Source organism: Mesorhizobium sp. M0293 (assembly GCF_040321735.1).
Classification (GTDB): domain Bacteria; phylum Pseudomonadota; class Alphaproteobacteria; order Rhizobiales; family Rhizobiaceae; genus Mesorhizobium.
In genome coordinates this window covers 36,702-55,392 of the sequence record NZ_JAMYSA010000013.1, presented here as the reverse complement: position 1 = coordinate 55,392, position 18,691 = coordinate 36,702, and the positions used below count along the sequence as shown (strand labels likewise).

The following is an 18,691-nucleotide window of genomic DNA, read 5'->3' as shown; positions in this document are numbered from 1 at the left end:
TCCCGGCGCTCACCGTTGGTTCGGAAAGCACGATGCGACAATTCGGGACGGTCAGCCAGCTCCATGCGCCCGGATGGGCGCATGTCGCTCTGAAATCGCCAGCGAGGGGGCTACAGGACGGTCAGGTTCCGGCACGGCGCAAACGGTGCGCCATCTGGGACAGGTCATCCTTGCCGCTGCCGAAAATGCCGTCCAGCATGACAAGCAGTTCGCGCACGGCGTCGGATTTGCAGGAATAGTAAATCATCTGCCGGTCACGGCGAGTGTCGACGAGGTCGAGCGCACGCAACTTGGCCAGATGCTGGGATAGTGCCGATTGACTGAGCATCACCTTCTCGGCGATGGCGCCGACCGACATTTCACCGTCGGCGAGGTAGCTCATGATCAACAGCCGTTTCTCATTGCCCATCAGCATGAGAAATTCGGCCGCAGATTCGGCGTTGACGATTAGCTTTGTCGAGACCATTGATGCCCCATGCTTCTTGTTCATCCCGACGCCATGGGGGCAATGGCGTCTGATTCCATAAACTCACTTGTGAACCGGCGCTGGCGATTCAGCGCCACCGCCAAAAGGTAGAGCATTTCATTAAAATCTCAAGTGTTGCTTTTGATCAAACATAATTAAGTCCAGTCGCCGGCGTCGACCGAGGCCCGGCCGCTCCTGGCCATCTCGACCAGAACGTGCCGCAATTCACGCGCTGCCGCCAGGGGTTGTGGGAAGAAAACCCGGCAAGTGTCGTCACCCGATACCAGATCCATGCCATCGGCATCGAATCCGGCAACGGTCCAGCCGTTGCCGGATGCTGTCGCGAAATGCCGTGCATACACGGCGAGCGCGTCGAGGTGATCGGCGTTCATGTGGTCGATGGCGGATTGTTCGCTCGCCGCCAGTTCCTCGACGATCGGCCCGCTGGTGAGCAAATCCGATTGATCGAGATGATAGGCCTTGCCGAAACCGCCGTTGAGGCTGGCGCGTTGCGGCTCGAGGCGAAAGATCGAAAAGTCGCCAAGACCGGCGTAAAGTTTCGCCTTGGGATTGCGGTTGAGGTAACGGCGCTCGGCGCGGGCGTGTTCGATTGATCCGCGCTCTAGCCGTACCGCCCGGCAGACCAGTGTCAGGCGCGGGTGTGCCAGCGGATCGCCTTTGCCGGGTTCGCCAAGCAACAGGGAGCAGCGCGGATCGGCAAGCAGGGCGCCGGTGTGCGCCGAGAGCATCGACACCAGGATCAGCGGCGCGCCATCGATGTCGGTCGCCACGCCGACCCTGCTGGCCAGCGGCGAGCCGGTTTGCGGTTCGATCACCGCCAGCGCGCCAAAACGCGCGTTGCGCAGAAGCGTCTTGGCCAGCCGGATCGCCTCGGCGTCGGTCTCGCGGATCACGTCCTTCTTCGGCTCGTCCAAGGCATCACCGCAATAAGTGGATTTTCTTTCTCCAATTATCTGTCGAACAAACCGGATTTGACAAGGTCGTCGATCTCGTTTTTCGAAAACCCGAAACGCGCCAGCACCGTCGATGGGGCGAGATCGCCGTTGGCCGGCTTGCTCGCCGGTGTCGGCTGCGAGCCGGAGAAACGCGGCGCTGGGGCAGGGCGCTCAAGTGCGCCCGCCGTCACGAAGGCGTTGCGCGCCCGATTGTGCGGGTGCTGCTTCGCCTCATACAGCGACAGGACAGGGGCGACGCAGGCATCGGTTTGGGCAAACAGTTGGTCCCAGTCGTCGCGTGATTTCTGCCGGACCCGATCGGCAATGGCCGCGCGCATCGGCGGCCACAGCGCCTTGTCATACTGGCCGAGTACAAAATGTTCATCGAGCGGCAGCAGTCTGGCGAATTCGGCGAAGAATTGCGGTTCGAGGCAGCCGATGGCGATATGGCGTCCGTCTGATGTCTCATAGGTGTCGTAGAAGGGGGCGCCGGAATCGAGCAGGTTCGCGCCGCGCTTTTCGCTCCACAACCCCGCCGCCATGAAGGCGTGCAGGGGCGCCGCCAGCATCGAGGCGCCTTCGACCATCGCGGCGTCGACGACCTCGCCCTTGCCGGTGCGCGAGCGTTGGAGCAGGGCGGCCAGCGTGCCGGCAACCAGCATCATGGCGCCACCGCCATAGTCGGCGACGAGGTTGAGCGGCGGGACAGGGCGGCCGTCGGCGTGGCCGATGGCGTGCAGCACGCCGCAATAGGCCAGGTAGGTGATGTCGTGGCCGGCGCGACCGGCGAGCGGGCCGTCCTGGCCGAAGCCGGTCATGCGGCCGTAGATCAGCGCGGGATTGCGCGCCAGCACCGCTTCCGGGCCGAGGCCAAGCCGTTCCATGACACCGGGGCGATACCCTTCGAGCAACATGTCCGCCTTCTCGGCAAGGCGCAGCACCAGATCGGCGCCTTCCCGGCGCTTCAGGTCGAGACGCAGGATGGCGCGGCCGTGGCGGTCGATGTTGTACTCGTCCGGCAGCGACGGGAGGGGCTGGCTCGTCCCCTTCCGCTCGATGCGCAGCACTTCGGCGCCCATCTCCGAAAGCATCAGGCCGGCCAGCGGGACGGGGCCGAGCCCGGCCATCTCGATCACCTTCAGCCCGGCAAGCGGGCCGGTCCTGCCGGGAGCGGACGGGCCGGTGCTCATATCCGTCTATTTCGGCGCCATGCGGATGGCGCCATCGAGACGGATGGTCTCGCCGTTCAGCATCTGGTTTTCGATGATGTGCAGGGCGAGCGCGGCATATTCGGATGGTTCGCCCAGGCGCGAGGGAAAGGGCACGGCGGCGCCCAGCGAATCCTGCACCTCTTGCGGCATGCCGGCCATCATCGGCGTCTTGAAGATGCCGGGCGCGATGGTGCAGACGCGGATGCCGGAACGGGCGAGGTCGCGCGCCACCGGCAGCGTCATGCCGACGACGCCGCCCTTGGAGGCCGCATAGGCAGCCTGGCCGATCTGGCCGTCATAGGCGGCAACCGAAGCGGTGTTGACGATGACGCCGCGCTCGCCGCCTTGCAGCGGCTCGAGCTTTGACGCGCGCTCGGCGACGAGGCGGATCATGTTGAACGTACCGATCAGATTGACCTCGATCACCTTGCGGTACTGATCGAGGGGATGGGGACCATCCTTGCCGATCGTCTTCACCCCAATGGCGATGCCAGCGCAATTGACCAGGATCCGCGGCTCGCCAAGCTTGTCGGCGACGTCGGCGAGTGCAGCGGTCCCACTGTCGGCGCTGCTGACGTCGCACTGGACGGCAATGCCGCCGATCTCGGCCGCGACCTTGGCCGCGCGATCGATGCCGACGTCGAAGATCGCGACGCGGGCGCCCTTGGCGGCCAGCGCGCGTGCCGTTGCCTCGCCGAGACCGGAGCCGCCGCCGGTAACGATCGCGATCTGGCCGTTCGGGTTCATGGCGTCATCCTTCAATCTCAGGAACAGTGGGACGGATCAGGCGCCAGATCGACGGGGAAGGTCAAGCCGTCACCTAGACGTGCTCGCCGACCCTGGCCTGGCTGGCATGGCAGACCTCGCCCGAGAGCCTGGCAACCGCGCCCGGCGCTATCTCGTGCGACAGCAGCCGGTCGAGATCGACAGGGCGAGGCATCGAAATCTGGCCGCGCGGGATCCGTTTGAAGCCGAGCGGCCCATAGTAGGGTTCGTCCCCGACCAGCATGACCGCGGGCGCACCGGTTTTGGCGGCGGCCTCCAGCGCGATTGCCACCAGCCGGCGGCCAATGCCGAGATTCTTGAAGGCCGGCCGCACCGCGAGCGGCCCGAGCATCAGCGCGCGACCGGCGCCGGCGGCGATGCGGGTCATGCGCACCGAGGCGACGACAATGTCGCCATCGACGGCGACAAAGGACAGCGAGCGTTCGTGCCCTCCGGCTTCGCGGATCTTGTAGGCGGCCAGCACAAAGCGGCCCGGCCCGAAGGCTTCGTCGTTGATGGCTTCGATCTGGAGGTCATGCGCCGGGGTTTCCGGCAGGTATTTCACGTCGGCAAGGCTCATGGTCTTTGCGTTCCGGTAAGGAGGAAAGGTTGCTGCAAACGGCAGCATTCGCCAGTCAGCGCTTCATCAAGCGCGGGCGCCCTTTCGTCGTCGGTCAAACCGGATCAAAGCAAAATCGAACATGCGGATTGTCCGCTAGCATCAATTTTCGGCCGCTGCAATCGGCCGTTTTTGTCCGTCGTTTCGGCCAAGTCACGGTCTGTTCAGCACCTGACGTCTTCGACAGGCCAATCTTGCGCCTAAATTACGCCAATAGGACGCAAGGAGATTTGCATGGGATTGCTGGTCGACGGCAGGTGGCAGGATCGCTGGTATGATACGGCGGATAACGGTGGCAGGTTCGTACGGGCGCAGTCACAATGGCGCGACTGGATCACCGTTGACGGGGCGCCGGTCGAAGGCCGAACGCGCGGCTTCAAGGCCGAGCCCGGCCGCTATCATCTCTACGTCTCGCTTGCCTGTCCGTGGGCGCACCGGACGTTGATCTTTCGTGCGCTGAAGAAGCTGGATGGCATCATATCGGTGTCGGTGGTGCATCATTTCATGGGCGCCAACGGCTGGACGTTTTTGGCTGAGGATGGCGCTACCGGCGATACGCTTTACGGCCTCGACTTCCTGCACCAGATCTATGCCAAGGCCGATCCCGCTTATTCGGGCCGGGTGACGGTGCCGGTGCTGTGGGACAAGAAGGAACAGACCATCGTCTCCAACGAATCTTCCGAGATCATCCGCATGCTGAATTCGGCTTTCGACCAATGGGGCGATGCCAGCCTCGACTTCTATCCGCAGGCGCTGCGCGGCGAGATCGACAAGATCAACGCGCTGGTCTATCCCGCCATCAACAACGGCGTCTATCGCGCCGGCTTCGCCACCACGCAGGCCGCCTATGAGGAAGCGTTCGGCGAATTGTTCGCGGCGTTGGATACGCTGGAGGAGCGGCTGTCAAAACAGCGCTATCTCGTCGGCAGCCGCATCACTGAGGCCGACTGGCGGCTGTTCACCACTTTGGTGCGCTTCGACCCGGTCTATGTCGGCCATTTCAAATGCAATCTGCGCCGCATCGCCGACTACCCGAACCTGTCCAATTATTTGCGCGATCTCTATCAGGTGCCTGGCGTGGCTGGGACCGTGAACCTGCATCACATCAAGGCACATTACTACGGCAGCCACGAGACGATCAATCCGACGCGGATCGTGCCTGTCGGGCCTAAACTGGACTATGGCGCTCGGCATGACCGGGCGCGGCTCAGCAGGGCGGCGGCCTGATCTACCAGTAGGGCGAGGGCTGCTCGCCGCCAAAAACCTCGGCGATCCGGCGCAGCGTCGCCGGCGTCGTTTTCTCGGGCAAGCGGTCGAGCGGGAAGAAGCCGGCTTCGGCGATCTCGTGGTCCGGGAGTTTTGGTGCCGTCTGGCCGAAGCGCTCGATCACGTAGAAGCCTACATGGTCACGCCGGCTGGCGCGGCGGTTGAAATGCATCGATTTGAACACCGGCGGGGCGGTCAGCGCGATGTTGCCTTCCTCGGCCAGTTCACGTGCCAGCGCCTCGGCAAGCGTCTCGCCGACTTCGACACCGCCGCCGGGAAGCTGCCAGCCCGGCACATAGGTGTGGCGGATGAGGAAGACGGAATTGGATGCCGTGTCGTGGATCAGGCCGCGCACTCCAAGCGTCATCGGCCGCCGCAGCACGAAATAGAGATGGAACAGCCTGGCCCTCAGACCCGCCCAGCCGGCTTGGCGGAAGGCATCTTCAGGCTTCACCATCAGGCGCGAAACCGTGGCTGGAAAGCCAAGCGCGGGTCGCCTATGAAGGAGAAATGTTCAGGCTCGCGCATATTTCCGATGTCCATCTGGGGCCGCTTCCCGATGTATCCTATCGCGATCTCGCCTCCAAGCGCGTGCTCGGCTACGTCAACTGGCAGCGCAACCGCCGCCGCCATATGCATGACGCCGTCATCGACACGATCGTCGCCGACATCAAGGCGAACACGCCTAATCACCTCGCCGTCACCGGCGACCTGGTCAATCTGGCGCTCGACGGCGAGATCGAGATGGCCAGGCACTGGCTGGAGACGCTGGGACCGCCGCATGATGTTTCGGTCGTTCCGGGCAACCACGACGCCTATGTGCCCGGCGCGTTCGATAAGGCCTGCCGATCCTGGGCAGCGTGGATGAGCGGTGACGGCGTCGACACGCCGGTCGACCGCAACGCGTTCCCCTATCTGCGCGTGCGCGGCAATGTCGCGCTGATCGGCGTCTCGACGGCACGCGCCACGGCGCCCTTCATGGCCAACGGCTTCTTCATGGAAGGCCAGGCGGAGCGGCTCGGCGAGCTGCTCGATGCCACGGCCCGGCAGGGGCTGTTTCGCGTCATCATGATCCACCATCCGCCGGTGCGCGGCGCGGTCCCTCAGCACAAGCGGCTGTTCGGCATTGCCCGCTTTCACAAGATCATGCGTCGCCATGGCGCCGAACTTGTCCTGCACGGCCATTCGCATCTGCCGTCGCTGTTCTTCATCGGCGGTCGAGGCGTCAGGATCCCAGCAGTCGGCGTTGCTGCCGCAGGCCAGGCACCGGGCGGCAACAACCCGGCGGCGCAGTATAATCTGTTCGACATCGACGGTGAAAAGGGCAATTGGCGGATCCGGCTGACGCGGCGCGGCCTGACCGGGCCGTCGATACCGCCATCCGACCTGCAAACGCTGGAGCTTGGCACGGAGGCCGGAGCCGCTATGGCCGCAAGCTGAGGCTCATGGCGACGATACGGTCCCAGAACAAGACGACCGACACCACAAGGCCGACCAGTGCGCCGGCGGCGACCAGGCCAAGCCCGGAGACAAAGGCCGACCAGCCCTTGCTGCGCGTCATCGCGCGCAGTGGCGGTTCGGCTTCCGGGACATCGGCGCGTTTCATGCCGGCGATAGCCGGCTCGACCCCCCCTTCCATCATCCTCTGACGCTCGACGATGCGCTCGGCGACATAGCGCGTCACGGAATCGGCAACCGGCTTCATCTCAGTCGATTCGGCAAGCACCACCCGGCCGATGCGGGTGTCCTTGAGGAAGCGATAGGTGCGGCGGTCGCGTCCCATGGCAACATGGCTGACGGCGTCGATCCACAGGCGCGGCTGCAAGCCTGACGAGACGACAAAGTCGAAATTGTCCATGTCGGCCGGAACATCGGCAAAAACCGGCGCCAGCTCGGCGGCGAGCAGATCGAGGCGCATGCGATGCGCCTCGCGCATATCGACGACGACGTCGTCACGGTCGGCGAAGGCATTTTTCACATCACGGATGGCATCGGACAGTTTCTTCGACTGATCGATGGTCTTCTCGCCTGCTTCCTTCATCGGCGTCTGCCTCGCGGGTTTGGTTAACATGGCGTTAACACGGCCGCCGGCAAAATGCACTGGCGAGATGGACGGGATCGAGGCGCGCACGAAGGTTGTTGTGCGCGAAAAAAGGTCAGCTGGCCGCCGCGGCGAATTTCTGGCGATGCGGCCTGGCGCGGCGGTTGGTGTTGCGGCGAATGATCTCGGCCACGAGGTCGGGGGCTTCCTCGGCCAGCATATGGCCGGCCTCCAGCACATGGTGCACGTGAAAATGCGCCGGCAGATCATCCGCCTGGGTAAAGGGCAGCACCGCGTCGTCGGTTCCCCACGCCACCATCACCGGCATGTTCAGCCCGTCGAGACGATCGTGCGGGATGACGCCTTGGCGATCATCCATGGTCATTGCGGCCGCGATCTCGACGAGTTTTTCCAGCTGGCCGGGTCGCCGGCGCATTTCCCAGAGGCTGTCCATGGTGTGATCGAGCGGCCGGGCTGATGGCCCCGACATGGCGGCGAGGCAGGACCGGATCTCGGACCGATCCTGTGCACCGGCATAGCGGCGCAACAATGGTCCGTTGATCTCCGGGCCAATGCCGCCCGGCGCCAGAAGCGTCAGCGAGGCGATTTTGTCGGGCTCGGCCAACGCCATCAGCGTTGCCACCGCACCGCCCATAGAGTGGCCCACGAGATGAACGCGCCTCAGGCGACGCTCCGTGAGATCGGCGAGCACGGCCCTTGCCGCCACCTTGGCTGGACCTGCGGCGGGAAAATCGAGCGACAGCCCATGCCCCGGCAGATCATAGGCCAGCGTGTGCGTGGCAGGCGCCATCGAGGAAATCACCTCGCGCCAGATATCGTGGCAACCACCGAAACCATGCATCAGGACAATGGCCTTCGAGCCAACGCCCTGTTCGGCGGCAAAAAGCGATGCGGTCATGAAAACTGTTTTTTGTTATTGCAAGAATGCGCGACACCAAGTGTGGCTGAATTGCGCCTAGTGTACAGCGATGGCCAGTAAAATTTTCGCGATTTGTACGGTTCCGGACAGACCTCGGCGACCAGCCGGCAGTGGCGATCGGAGCACGGGAAATCCACTGGAACGTGGCCCCCGTTCCGCGGATGTCGATTGGTGTCAGCTTGGGTTGCCGAGCCCGGCTGCGCGCAGCGCCTGGACCAGCCGGTCGGTCAGGTCAGCCGGATATTTCCGCTCGACAAAGGTCGCGCGCGGATCGGCGGCAAATTTAGGGAACTCGGTGTTCAGTTGGTTCAACAACGCGCTCACCAGATGATCCTGTCCGGCGGCCTTGGCGCCGATCAGCCGCGCCGCCAGATAGTGCGATTTCGTTGCCGTCGTTCTCAATGCCATGCTGGCCGCGATGGCTTTGTTCATGTCGCCGAGCATGAACTCACCAACGAACACCCCGTAGTCCCACCATGTCGAGTGCCCGCTGAAGGTCTCCGCCGCATGGTCAAGGATCGGCGTTCCCTCCGCATATCGGCCGGCGAAGATCAGCCCGTAGCCGTAGGCGGCGGCCATACCGAGGTCGTAGGGATTGAGTTCGTAGGCCTTGCGCATCCAGCGGATCGCTTCGTCCGTATTGCCGAGGCGCGAACTGACATAGCCGTAGGAGCGATGCGCATAAGGGCTGGTCGGCCCCATCTGCACGCCGCGATGGGCAAACTCCACGGCCTTTTCGATCGTCGCATTGGGCGGATAGGCATAATGATCGGAGACCGCTTCCAGATGCAGGGAGGCAAGTTCCGAATAGACGAGCGAGGATTTCGTGCCGCCATTGGCCAGCTTCTCGAGGCAGCGATAGGCGGCCTCATGGGTCCTGGCGTTCTGGTCGAGATAGTATTTGTCGTTGAGCAGCAGGCATTGCGTCAGACCGTTTGGCGCACCGGTCTGCTCGATATAATTGTAGATCGTGCCCGAGGCGGGAAGAGCCGAACTCAGCATGTCGGCGATACGGTCTTCGACCGCGGCAGGTGCGCTGTCGGCAGGGGTGAGATTGCGCGAAAGAAGCACCCTTCCGGACGCCATGCTTTGCAGTTCGATCGAGATGTCGCCCGCGTTCGGTCCAGGCAGGATGTCGAATATGAAGCTGGTGGCGTCGTCGGCCGGATCGGTGACGGTGTCACGGCCGATGAAGTCGATCGTATCGAAACCGCTCAGTCCGGCACGCAGCGACGCGGCGACACGGCTGGCGTCGGTGCCTTCCGCCTTGAGGCCGATATAGACTTGCGGCAGGTCGTCAGCCATTGCCGATGACGCGATGCTTCCGGTTGCGCCGGCGGTCTCGAGCGTTGCCGACATGTCGCCGCCAGCCAGCAAGGCACTGCTGCCCTGACGAAGGATCAGTACGCCCAGCATGGCGATGACCACGGCAATCGCCATCCAGAAGAAGCGGAGATGGCGCACCACCGAGGGCGCGGGCGAAGGCGACACGGAAACCAGCGACACCGCATCCGGCGCACTGGCGTCCTTGGGCCGCTCGGCTGACTCAGCGCCGTCCAGCTTGAGATCCGGCAACCTTATGGCGTTCAATTCATAGGCGGGAACATAGCCGCCGCGTGGAATGGCGATGCGGACAGGCTCGGCAACGCCCTCATTGGCAAAATAGTGCTGCAGAAGCTCGCGCAGCCTGCCTGCCTGCACCCGCACCACGGCATCGGTGGACGGATCGAAATCGCCGTCCTTGCCAAAAACATCCATGGCGATGGAGAAGCCCTTGAGCCTGTCGGCTTCGCCGGCTTGTTCACGTTCGACAAGATAACGAAGCAGCTTGCGCGCACGTTCGGATCGTCCGAACGTTTGGCTGGCAAGCAGTCGCTCCAGTGTCTCGCGCACTGCGGGGGCGGCAGGCGTGGCATGCTGCAAGTGTCGATCCTCTCGAAGTCGGCACAGGTTGAGGCGCGATCATATAGGTCCCGCACCGCCACACAAGTATACTCCCATTATGCGATCACGTACCCCACCGGATAATTCCGCGGTGGTTAATGGCCCGAAAGATCGGAACCGATCACCAGGTTGGGACGGTCCCGATCTTTGTTCCGTTCGTGCGTCAGCCGGTTTTCTTGCCAACGATACGGTTGGCGGCGGACATCACCGCTTCCAGCGAGGCGGCGACGATGTTGGTGTTGATGCCGGCGCCGAACAGCTTGCCGCCGGGATATTCCATCTCGACATAGGAAATGGCCGAGGCGTTCGAGCCACGCTGCAACGAGTGCTCGGAATAGTCGAGCACCGACATCTCGACGCCGAGATGGCGCGACAGCGCATCGACGAAGCCGTCGATAGGACCGGTGCCTGTGCCGGAGATCGTCACTTCCTTGCCATTGTCCAGGATGACCGCCTCGACGACGCGCCGGCCCTTGATTTCGGTGCTGGGATAGGTGTGGTGATCGAGGAATTTCAGCCGCGCGGCCGGCTGATCGACATAGGTCTCGAGAAAGCGCTCGTAGATGCGCCTGGCCGGCACTTCCTTGCCCTCGGCGTCGGTGATCGCCTGGATTTCCTGGCTGAATTCGATCTGCAGATTGCGCGGCAGATTGAGGCCGTAATCGGCCTGCAGCACATAGGCGATGCCGCCCTTGCCGGACTGCGAGTTGATGCGGATGATGGCTTCATAGCTGCGGCCGACATCAGCCGGATCGATCGGCAGATAGGGCACTTCCCACAGGCTCGTATTGGCCTTCTTCAGCGCCTTCATGCCCTTGTTGATGGCATCCTGGTGCGAGCCGGAGAAGGCGGTGTAGACGAGTTCGCCGACATAGGGGTGGCGCTCGGGGATCTTCAACTGGTTCGAATATTCGTAGACGTCCTTCATCCGGTTGATGTCGGAGCAGTCGATCAGGGGATCGACACCTTGCGTGTACATGTTGAGCGCCAGCGTGACGATGTCGACATTGCCGGTGCGCTCGCCATTGCCGAACAGCGTGCCTTCGACACGGTCGGCGCCGGCCATCAGCCCGAGTTCGGTGGTGGCGATGCCGGTGCCGCGGTCATTGTGCGGGTGCAGCGAGACCAGCAGGTTCTCCCGGTTGTCGAGATTGCGGCACATCCATTCGATGCGGTCGGCATAGATGTTGGGTGTCGACATCTCGACCGTCGACGGCAGGTTGACGATCAGCTTGTTGTCTGGCGTCGGCCTGACGATCTCGGCGACGGCGTTGCAGATCTCCAGCGCCACTTCGAGTTCGGTGCCGGTAAAGCTTTCCGGCGAATATTCGAAGCGAAAGCCGCCTCCGGCCTTGGCCGCCATGTCGGTGATCATCTTGGCCGCGTCGGTGGCGATGCGCTTGATGCCGCCGACGTCCTTTTCGAAGACGACGCGGCGCTGCAATTCGCTGGTCGAATTGTAGAAATGCACGATCGGGTTGGTGGCGCCCTTGAGCGCCTCGAAGGTGCGGGTGATCAGTTCGGGCCGGCACTGCACCAGCACCTGCAGCGAGACGTCGGCGGGTACGTTGCCTTGCTCGATGCACCAGCGGGCAAAGTCGAAATCGGTCTGCGAGGCCGACGGGAAGCCGATCTCGATCTCCTTGAAGCCCATGTCGAGCAGCAGGCCGAACATGCGCGCCTTGCGCTCGCGGCCCATCGGATCGATCAGCGCCTGGTTGCCGTCGCGCAGGTCGACCGAGCACCAGATCGGCGCCTTGTCGATGACCTTCGAGGGCCAGGTGCGGTCGGTGAGGCCGACGGTCGGATAGGGCTGATATTTGCGGGCCGCGTCGGACATGCCCTTGTTCTGGATGCTTCTTTCCGCATCCTTGCCGGCTACCGCGGCATCGGAACGGATCTCTTCTCGTGCGTTCATCGTCTTTTCTCCCGGCGGCTCATGGATCCACCTCAGGTGGATTGATGGCGAGCGGCGCCTTTACCAGAATTTCGTTCGCTTGATATGATTGCCAAGGAGCATGCGCTTGCGCGGCGGTTCGACCGCCGGGCGCTCCTTCAGCGAACCCGGCGATCGCCGATAAGGCCGAGAAGAAGCAGGGTCGAAGCCAGCGCGCGCACGGTCTCGCCGGAAAAACCGGCCGGACGGGAAGCGTTGGTGGCGCGCGTGTTCATGGCTGATCTCATATAGGAGCGGCTTGTGGGAGGCAAGTGGGGCCGCATTACTGGTAGGGCTCCGAACTCAGGTCAACAAAAAACCTGACGACAGCCAGTTCGGCAGTGGCGGCAGCTTTTGTGCCGGCAGCTTTTCACGATAGGAATTTTTTCTTGACTTCGTGCCCTCAGCTATGGTACATATTTGTCCATGGTGCTGATTTGCGCCAGTGACCCGCCGCGCAGGCGGGTTTTTCGTTTGATGCTCAGTCGGCCAATCGCCGCCGAAGGCTGCGACGGAACCCGTTAACCCGAGTTCGTAGCCCTGGCATGGCGGGGCGGAATCTCTAACGCGCATGCTCTTCCCCAGGCGCGGCAAATGCGCCAGACTTGGGCGTCGACGGGGTTGCGATGTCCTGTCGCCGGGAGGGGATCATCCATGAATTTCGTGTTCTTCTCGCCGCATTTTCCCGCAAATGGCGCGGATTTCTGCGACCGTTTGAAGAAGGCCGGAGCCAGGGTGCTCGGCATCGGCGACGCACCCTATGACGCACTCGACGCCAAGCTGAAGGCGGCGCTTTCGGAATATTACCGTGTCGCCGACATGGAAGACTACGATCCGGTGTTCCGGGCGATGGGGCATTTCATCCACAAATGGGGCCGCATCGACCGCTTTGAATCGCTCAACGAGCACTGGCTGGAGCTGGAAGCCAACATCCGCACCGATTTCAACATCTACGGCACCAAGCTTGATTTCGTGAAGAATCTGAAGCGCAAGAGCCGCATGCGCGCCTTCTTCCGCAAGAGCGGTGTCGACACCATAGCGCAGCGCAAATGCTCCGACCGCGCTGGGGCCATGACCTTCATCCGCCGCGTCGGCTATCCCGTGGTGGTCAAGCCCGACACCGGCTCGGGCGCCTCGAACACCTTCAAGATTTCCAACGCCAGGGAGCTCGACCAATTCTTCAGGGACAAGCCCGAGGACGTGACCTTCGTCATGGAGCAGTTCATCGAGGGGCTGGTGGTGACCTTCGACGGGCTGGTCAATCGCGACGGCGAGGTGGTGCTGGCCGCCAGCCACCGCTACGACCAGAGCGTCATGGAGGTGGTCAACAAGGATCGCCACATGAGCTACATCTGCTTTCCCAGGATCAGTCCGGCGGTCGAGGAGGCCGGCCGCAAGATCCTGAAGGCATTCGACGTACGCGAGCGCTTCTTTCACATCGAGTTGTTCGAGACCAAGGACAACCGGGTCATCGCGCTGGAGGTCAACATGCGTCCGCCCGGCGCCTGGATGACCGATGCCATCAACTATACCTTCGACATCGACGTCTATGCGGCATGGGCCGAGATGGTGGTCAGGGATGCCGCCGGCGGTCCCTACGAGGGCAAGTATTTCACCGCCTACGCTAGCCGCAAGCGACGCCTCAGCTATTTGCACAGCCATGAGGACGTGTTAGCCGCCCATGGCGACAAGATCGTCCACCATCAGGCCATCGAAGAGGTTTTCAGCCGCGCCATGGGAAATTACGCCTACCAGATGCGCTCGAAGGACGAAGCGGCGCTGCGCGAGGCGGTCGCCTACATCCACGCGGAAAAGGTGTGAGGCGATGGACATCTCCTATCACAAGAGTTTCTCGGACAAGCTCGGCCGCGACATGGAATACAAGCGCTACGGCCACGCCGGCCGGCCGGTGGTGGTGTTTCCGACCTCGCAGGGGCGCTTCTACCAGTTCGAGGATTCCGGCGGCGTAGGCGCACTGGCCGAATTCATCGACACCGGCCGCATCCAGCTGTTCACGGTCGACGGCGTCGATTCGGAATCCTTCTTCGACAAGCATGCGGACGCCGCGCACCGCATCGCCCGCCACGAGGCCTATTTCCGCTATGTGCGCGAGGAGGCGCTGCCGGAATTCCTGTCGACAGCCGAGCAAGCCAATGGCGGGCGCAAGCTGAAGCCGCTGTTCTCGGGCTGCTCGATGGGCGGCTACCACTCGTCGAACTTCGTCTTCCGCTTTCCTGAACTCGCCAGCGGCGTCATCGCGCTGTCGGGCGTCTATTCGGCCGGCGACTTTTTCGGCAAGGCGCTTGAAGGCGACATCTTCTACAATTCGCCGCTCGACTATCTGCCCGGCATCGTCGATCCGAAACTGCTTGCCCGCCTGAAGGCGCTGCGGCTGATCTTCTGCTGCGGGCAGGGCGCCTGGGAAGAGCGGATGCTGGTCGAAACACGCAAGCTGGAACAGATCCTGCGTGACAAATCCATTCCCGCCTGGGTCGATTATTGGGGCGGCGATGTCAGCCACGACTGGCCGTGGTGGCACAAGCAACTGGTCTATTTCTTCGGCCGCTGGCTGGATGAGGACCTGATGCACAGGCTTGACTGAGGTGCGTCGATATTCAGCCGGCCTGCGAACGACGGCCTGACCTGAATCTCAACACACGCACGTCCGCATTGCCGTCACGGGCAACGGCTTCAACGGCGAGGGCGACATGGCCTTCACGCTGGACGGCGATCGCATAGCGAGCCTGGTCGTCGCCTGACTATCCTTCCTGGCATGCCGCCAGAGCGATGGCCTCATGTTCCGACGCCGATCCGCGACGCAGGCCAAGGAAGACGACGATGGCGGTCATGACGGTGATTGCCGCCAGCACAATCAACAGCCTGTCGAACGCCGTCTCGTAAGCCTGGATCAGGACGGCGGCGCTGGCCATCGGCAGGTGTTGCGCCGTTGCGCCGACATTGCCCGTTACCAGCAACTGCGCCGCGGCCGCCGCATCCACAGGAGAAGCCATTCCCTGCGCGGTGAGCTGCGCGGCGTTGAAACCCGACAGGGTCGCCATGACGATCGCCAGCGCCACGCCCTCGCAGGCGACGCGGGTGGTGTTGAAGATACCGACCGCCATGCCGGCGCGCTCCCGCGGCACGACGCTGACGGCAAGCCCGTCCATCAACCCCCAGGGTAGAGCGATGCCGATGCCGATCAGCATCAGCGGCGCCACCAGCGCGCTGTCGACCGGCACGACGCGGCTCAGCCAGACAAGGCCGGCGGCGGCGACGATCAGGCCGACGCCGCAGATCGTGGCCGGAGCAACCCAGCGCGCCAGTTGGCCGGCTAGCATCGGCAGGATCAGCAACGGGGCCGAGAGACAGATCATCAATTGTCCCGCCTTGATCTCGCTCATCCCTTCGATGCCGATGAAGCGGATCGGCAACAGCACGAGCAGGACCACGAAGGCATAGGCGGGTGCCGCCGCCAGGAACTGGACGCCGACGAAGCGCGGATAGGCAAACAGCGTGAGATCCAGCATCGGCCGGCGCACGCGTCGCTCAACAATGACGAAGGCGACAAAGAAGATGGCCGCCGCGGCGAGAAGCGTGATGACTAGAGGATTGCTCCAACCGCTCTGCGGGGCCTGGAGCACGCCATAGGTCAGCGACGCCAGCGCGATCGTGAAGGTGCCGGCTCCCGCCCAGTCGACGCCTGTCGCATCCGGGTCGCGCGATTCCTTGACGGTACGCAGGCCGAGCATTGCGGCGGCAATCGCGAGTGCCGCAACCAGAAGAAAGATCGACCGCCAGCCGAAGGCATCGATGAGCAGGCCGGAGGCGATCGGGCCGAACGCGAGGCCGATGCCGAAACTGGTGCCGAGGAAACTGAAGGCACGCAGCCGCAAGTGCCCTTCGAATTCCTGGGCGAGCGCGGACGCACCGCCGGCAAAGGCGGCGGCGCTGCCGATCCCTTGCACGGCTCTCAGCACATCCAGCCAGACGATGTCAGGTGCGAACATCGAGCCCAGCGTGGCGAGGACATAGAGGCCGAGGCCGGCGAGGAAGATCCGCTTGCGGCCATGGTTGTCGGCCAGCGCGCCTGATGCCATCAGGCTGGCGCCGAAGGTCAGCATGAAGGCATTGGTCACCCAGTTGAGCTCGATCGGGCTGCCGCCGAGATCGGCCGCGATGCGGGACAGGGCGACCGCCGGTCCGGTGAAGGTCAAAGGCATCGTCATCGCGGCAAGGCATACCGACAAGAGCACGAGCCATCTCTCGGCCGAGCCGGTTCTGGTCTTCAAAGTCATGGGTTTTTCCTATCTGAAGCAGGATCTGTCGGCAGGTCGCGCGGTCGCGGCGCCGGTCACCGACAAGATAGGTCGACGACATTTCCGGCGAAATAGTATTAGATCTCCAGTCATACCGGAATGAAACGCTCGAATGGAATGATGCAATGGATCGTCTCAGCGGCCTGATGGCCTTCGCACGCACGGCTGAGCTTGGCAGTTTCGTTGCCGCCGGCCAGGCGCTCGGCATTTCTGCTTCCGCCGTCGGCAAGAGCGTCGCAAGGCTCGAACAGGAGCTTGGTGTACGGCTCCTGCAACGCAGCACGCGGCGCATCGGTTTGACGGAAGAGGGCAGGCTGTTCAACGAGCGGGTGCGGCGCATTCTCGACGACATCGACGATGCCGAGGCGATGCTGTCGCGGACACGGGAGACGCCGCGTGGGCGGCTGCGCGTCTCGACCCCGATCGTCACCTATCATCTGTTGTTGCCGGTGCTGTCGGAGTTCATGGCCCGCTATCCCGAGATCGAACTCGACATCGATTTCAACGATCGGATCGTCGACGTGATCGACGAGGGTATCGATGTCGCGATCCGCAGCGGCGAGCTGCCGGATTCACGGCTGGTATCGAGACCCGTTGCGCCCTTTCGCATGCTGCTGTGTGCGGCGCCCTCCTACCTCGACCGCCATGGCACACCCGGCGAACCGGCGGATCTCATCAGGCATTTCGGCATAAACTTCCGCTTCCTCAACAGCGGCAGGCTGCTGGAATGGCCATTCATTACCGGAAGCGCTGAACCGCAGATCCGCTCGATGCTGACCTGCAACAACATGGAGGCGTTGAAAGGCGCCACACTCGCCGGCCTCGGCATCGCCTGCATGCCGGATTTCCTGGTGCGCGAGGCGCTGCACGAAGACAGGCTGCGCACCGTCCTCGACGATCATGTCGACGGCCGTGGCCAGTTCCGGATGCTGTGGCCCTCCAATCGCCATTTGTCGCCCAAAGTGCGCGTCTTCGTCGATTTCCTTCCCGAGCGCCTTGCAGCGGCGCCAAGCGGTTCGTCGGAGAAAATATGACTTTTATTATCATGTTTCTATGGAAATGCCGAAGCGGCTGTGGCATGCCGCTGATCGCGAGGACGCCCCGCGGCGACTTGCCCCGAACCGTTTCGAAGGACTTGAGCGATGGACCAACTGAGCGCGCAAACCCGGATCAGCGATGAGGCAACCAGGTCGGCGATAGAGCGGCTGCGCGCCGAACACGGCGAATTCGAGATCGAAACCGGCGTCGCCGATCGTTGGGAGCTTCGCCTGCATTATGGCTCGCTGATCGCCATGCTCAAGGATGACGGCATGCTGATCCGTGTCGCGGCGACAGACGAGACTTGCCTGTCCTACATGAAGATGACGGTCGCCGGCCATGTCGCCGAACATCTTGGCACGGCCAGCGGACTGCGCTGGCAAGGCGACGGCAGCGATGCCGGCACGCCGGTTTTCTTCCGCGAGATCACGGTAATGGCGTCGACGCGGATCTCGGCGCATATGCAGCGCCTGCGCTTCGCCGGCAGTGATCTCGGCCGGTTTACCCATGGCGGCCTGCATATGCGGCTGCTGTTGCCGCCGGCTGGGCGGCGGCCCGTCTGGCCGTCGATGGGTGCCGACGGGCTGCTTGTCTGGCCTTCGGGCGACGATGCTCTAACCGTGCGGGTCTACACGATCCGGGCGGTGGATGCCGCAAGCGGCTGGCTCGATGTCGATTTCGTGCTGCACACCGGCCAGAACACGCCCGCCGCCACCTTCGCGCAAAACGCGCGAGCTGGAGACGTCATCGGCATGATCGGACCCGGCGGCGGCGACGCCCCGGTGGCGCAGACCTTGCTTCTGCTCGGCGACGACACCGCACTGCCCGCCATTGGCAGGATTCTTGAGCATCTGCCGCCGTCAACCCGCGCCGAGGCACTCATCGAGGTCGATGGCCCGGATGACCGGATCGCGCTGGCGCAAGGCGGCAATATCGATATCACCTGGCTTTACCGGCACGGCCGCGAGGCCGGCACCGCGGGTCTGTTGCCGGCCGCCTTGCTGGAGCGCAGTCATATGGCGCTTGCCGACGGCCTGTACGTCTGGGCCGGATGCGAATTCGGCGATTTCCGGGAGATACGCAAGATCGTGCGCAAGCAATGGAGCCTGTCGCGCGACCGTCATCTGGTCACCGCCTACTGGCGCCGGGACGCGCAGGGCGAGGGCGGCGAGGACTAGTCGCCACCCTCCTGA

The 18,691-nt window shown here is 63.4% G+C and carries 17 protein-coding genes; 6 read left to right on the top strand and 11 right to left on the bottom strand.

Annotated features, from left to right (window positions below; genetic code table 11):
• Positions 1 to 121: 121 nt before the first annotated feature.
• The 5 genes from NKJ06_RS07835 to NKJ06_RS07815 form a co-directional block, all read right to left on the bottom strand.
• Positions 122 to 466, bottom strand: a complete 345-nt coding sequence (locus NKJ06_RS07835) for an ArsR/SmtB family transcription factor (RefSeq protein ID WP_023760638.1) — start codon at positions 464 to 466, stop codon at positions 122 to 124.
• A gap of 155 nt (positions 467 to 621) precedes the next feature.
• Complete coding sequence (locus NKJ06_RS07830) at positions 622 to 1,401, bottom strand: HugZ family pyridoxamine 5'-phosphate oxidase (RefSeq protein WP_352627525.1); 780 nt, start codon at positions 1,399 to 1,401, stop codon at positions 622 to 624.
• A 35-nt stretch (positions 1,402 to 1,436) separates the two neighbouring features.
• A complete protein-coding gene (locus NKJ06_RS07825; RefSeq protein ID WP_352627526.1) occupies positions 1,437 to 2,612 on the bottom strand; it encodes a CaiB/BaiF CoA transferase family protein in 1,176 nt (391 codons plus the stop codon).
• A 6-nt stretch (positions 2,613 to 2,618) separates the two neighbouring features.
• Entirely contained in the window at positions 2,619 to 3,380 is a 762-nt protein-coding gene (locus NKJ06_RS07820) for a 3-hydroxyacyl-CoA dehydrogenase (RefSeq protein WP_352627527.1), read from the bottom strand.
• Positions 3,381 to 3,453: 73 nt separating this feature from the next.
• On the bottom strand, positions 3,454 to 3,978 hold the full coding sequence (locus NKJ06_RS07815; RefSeq protein ID WP_352627528.1) for a GNAT family N-acetyltransferase: 525 nt from the start codon (positions 3,976 to 3,978) through the stop codon (positions 3,454 to 3,456).
• A 273-nt stretch (positions 3,979 to 4,251) separates the two neighbouring features.
• On the opposite strand from NKJ06_RS07815, the gene NKJ06_RS07810 reads away from it, so the two are divergent.
• A complete protein-coding gene (locus NKJ06_RS07810) occupies positions 4,252 to 5,244 on the top strand; it encodes a glutathione S-transferase family protein (protein WP_352627529.1) in 993 nt (330 codons plus the stop codon).
• A gap of 1 nt (position 5,245) precedes the next feature.
• Here the strand turns inward: NKJ06_RS07810 and NKJ06_RS07805 are convergent, their stop codons facing one another.
• A complete protein-coding gene (locus NKJ06_RS07805) occupies positions 5,246 to 5,740 on the bottom strand; it encodes an NUDIX domain-containing protein (protein ID WP_352627530.1) in 495 nt (164 codons plus the stop codon).
• 53 nt (positions 5,741 to 5,793) lie between these two features.
• On the opposite strand from NKJ06_RS07805, the gene NKJ06_RS07800 reads away from it, so the two are divergent.
• Positions 5,794 to 6,723, top strand: coding sequence for a metallophosphoesterase family protein (locus tag NKJ06_RS07800; protein ID WP_352627531.1), 930 nt, complete (start codon positions 5,794 to 5,796; stop codon positions 6,721 to 6,723).
• On the opposite strand, the gene NKJ06_RS07795 is transcribed toward NKJ06_RS07800, so the two are convergent.
• From NKJ06_RS07795 to leuA, 4 genes are all read right to left on the bottom strand, one after another.
• Positions 6,707 to 7,324, bottom strand: coding sequence for a hypothetical protein (locus NKJ06_RS07795; RefSeq protein ID WP_352627532.1), 618 nt, complete (start codon positions 7,322 to 7,324; stop codon positions 6,707 to 6,709). The genes NKJ06_RS07800 and NKJ06_RS07795 overlap by 17 nt on opposite strands.
• 115 nt (positions 7,325 to 7,439) lie before the next feature.
• On the bottom strand, positions 7,440 to 8,243 hold the full coding sequence (locus NKJ06_RS07790) for an alpha/beta fold hydrolase (protein ID WP_352627533.1): 804 nt from the start codon (positions 8,241 to 8,243) through the stop codon (positions 7,440 to 7,442).
• A 195-nt stretch (positions 8,244 to 8,438) separates the two neighbouring features.
• Positions 8,439 to 10,187, bottom strand: a complete 1,749-nt coding sequence (locus NKJ06_RS07785) for a tetratricopeptide repeat protein (protein ID WP_352627534.1) — start codon at positions 10,185 to 10,187, stop codon at positions 8,439 to 8,441.
• A 184-nt stretch (positions 10,188 to 10,371) separates the two neighbouring features.
• The gene (leuA, locus tag NKJ06_RS07780) at positions 10,372 to 12,126 is read right to left on the bottom strand and encodes a 2-isopropylmalate synthase (RefSeq protein WP_502905596.1); all 1,755 of its coding nucleotides are present in this window, start codon (positions 12,124 to 12,126) and stop codon (positions 10,372 to 10,374) included.
• 672 nt (positions 12,127 to 12,798) lie between these two features.
• Between leuA and NKJ06_RS07775 the strand changes: the two genes are divergently transcribed.
• Both NKJ06_RS07775 and NKJ06_RS07770 read left to right on the top strand, forming a co-directional pair.
• Entirely contained in the window at positions 12,799 to 13,965 is a 1,167-nt protein-coding gene (locus tag NKJ06_RS07775; RefSeq protein WP_352809519.1) for an ATP-grasp domain-containing protein, read from the top strand.
• Positions 13,966 to 13,969: 4 nt separating this feature from the next.
• The gene (locus tag NKJ06_RS07770) at positions 13,970 to 14,746 is read left to right on the top strand and encodes an esterase family protein (protein ID WP_352809518.1); all 777 of its coding nucleotides are present in this window, start codon (positions 13,970 to 13,972) and stop codon (positions 14,744 to 14,746) included.
• A 157-nt stretch (positions 14,747 to 14,903) separates the two neighbouring features.
• On the opposite strand, the gene NKJ06_RS07765 is transcribed toward NKJ06_RS07770, so the two are convergent.
• Complete coding sequence (locus NKJ06_RS07765) at positions 14,904 to 16,439, bottom strand: MFS transporter (protein WP_352809517.1); 1,536 nt, start codon at positions 16,437 to 16,439, stop codon at positions 14,904 to 14,906.
• A 146-nt stretch (positions 16,440 to 16,585) separates the two neighbouring features.
• On the opposite strand from NKJ06_RS07765, the gene NKJ06_RS07760 reads away from it, so the two are divergent.
• Together NKJ06_RS07760 and NKJ06_RS07755 are read left to right on the top strand one after the other, a co-directional pair.
• Positions 16,586 to 17,494 carry a LysR family transcriptional regulator gene (locus NKJ06_RS07760; protein WP_352659303.1) on the top strand — a complete coding sequence of 303 codons (909 nt, stop codon included), beginning with the start codon at positions 16,586 to 16,588 and terminating at the stop codon, positions 17,492 to 17,494.
• 108 nt (positions 17,495 to 17,602) lie between these two features.
• Positions 17,603 to 18,676 (top strand): siderophore-interacting protein, encoded by a 1,074-nt coding sequence (locus NKJ06_RS07755; RefSeq protein WP_352809516.1) that lies wholly within the window; start codon positions 17,603 to 17,605, stop codon positions 18,674 to 18,676.
• Positions 18,677 to 18,691 lie beyond the last annotated feature (15 nt).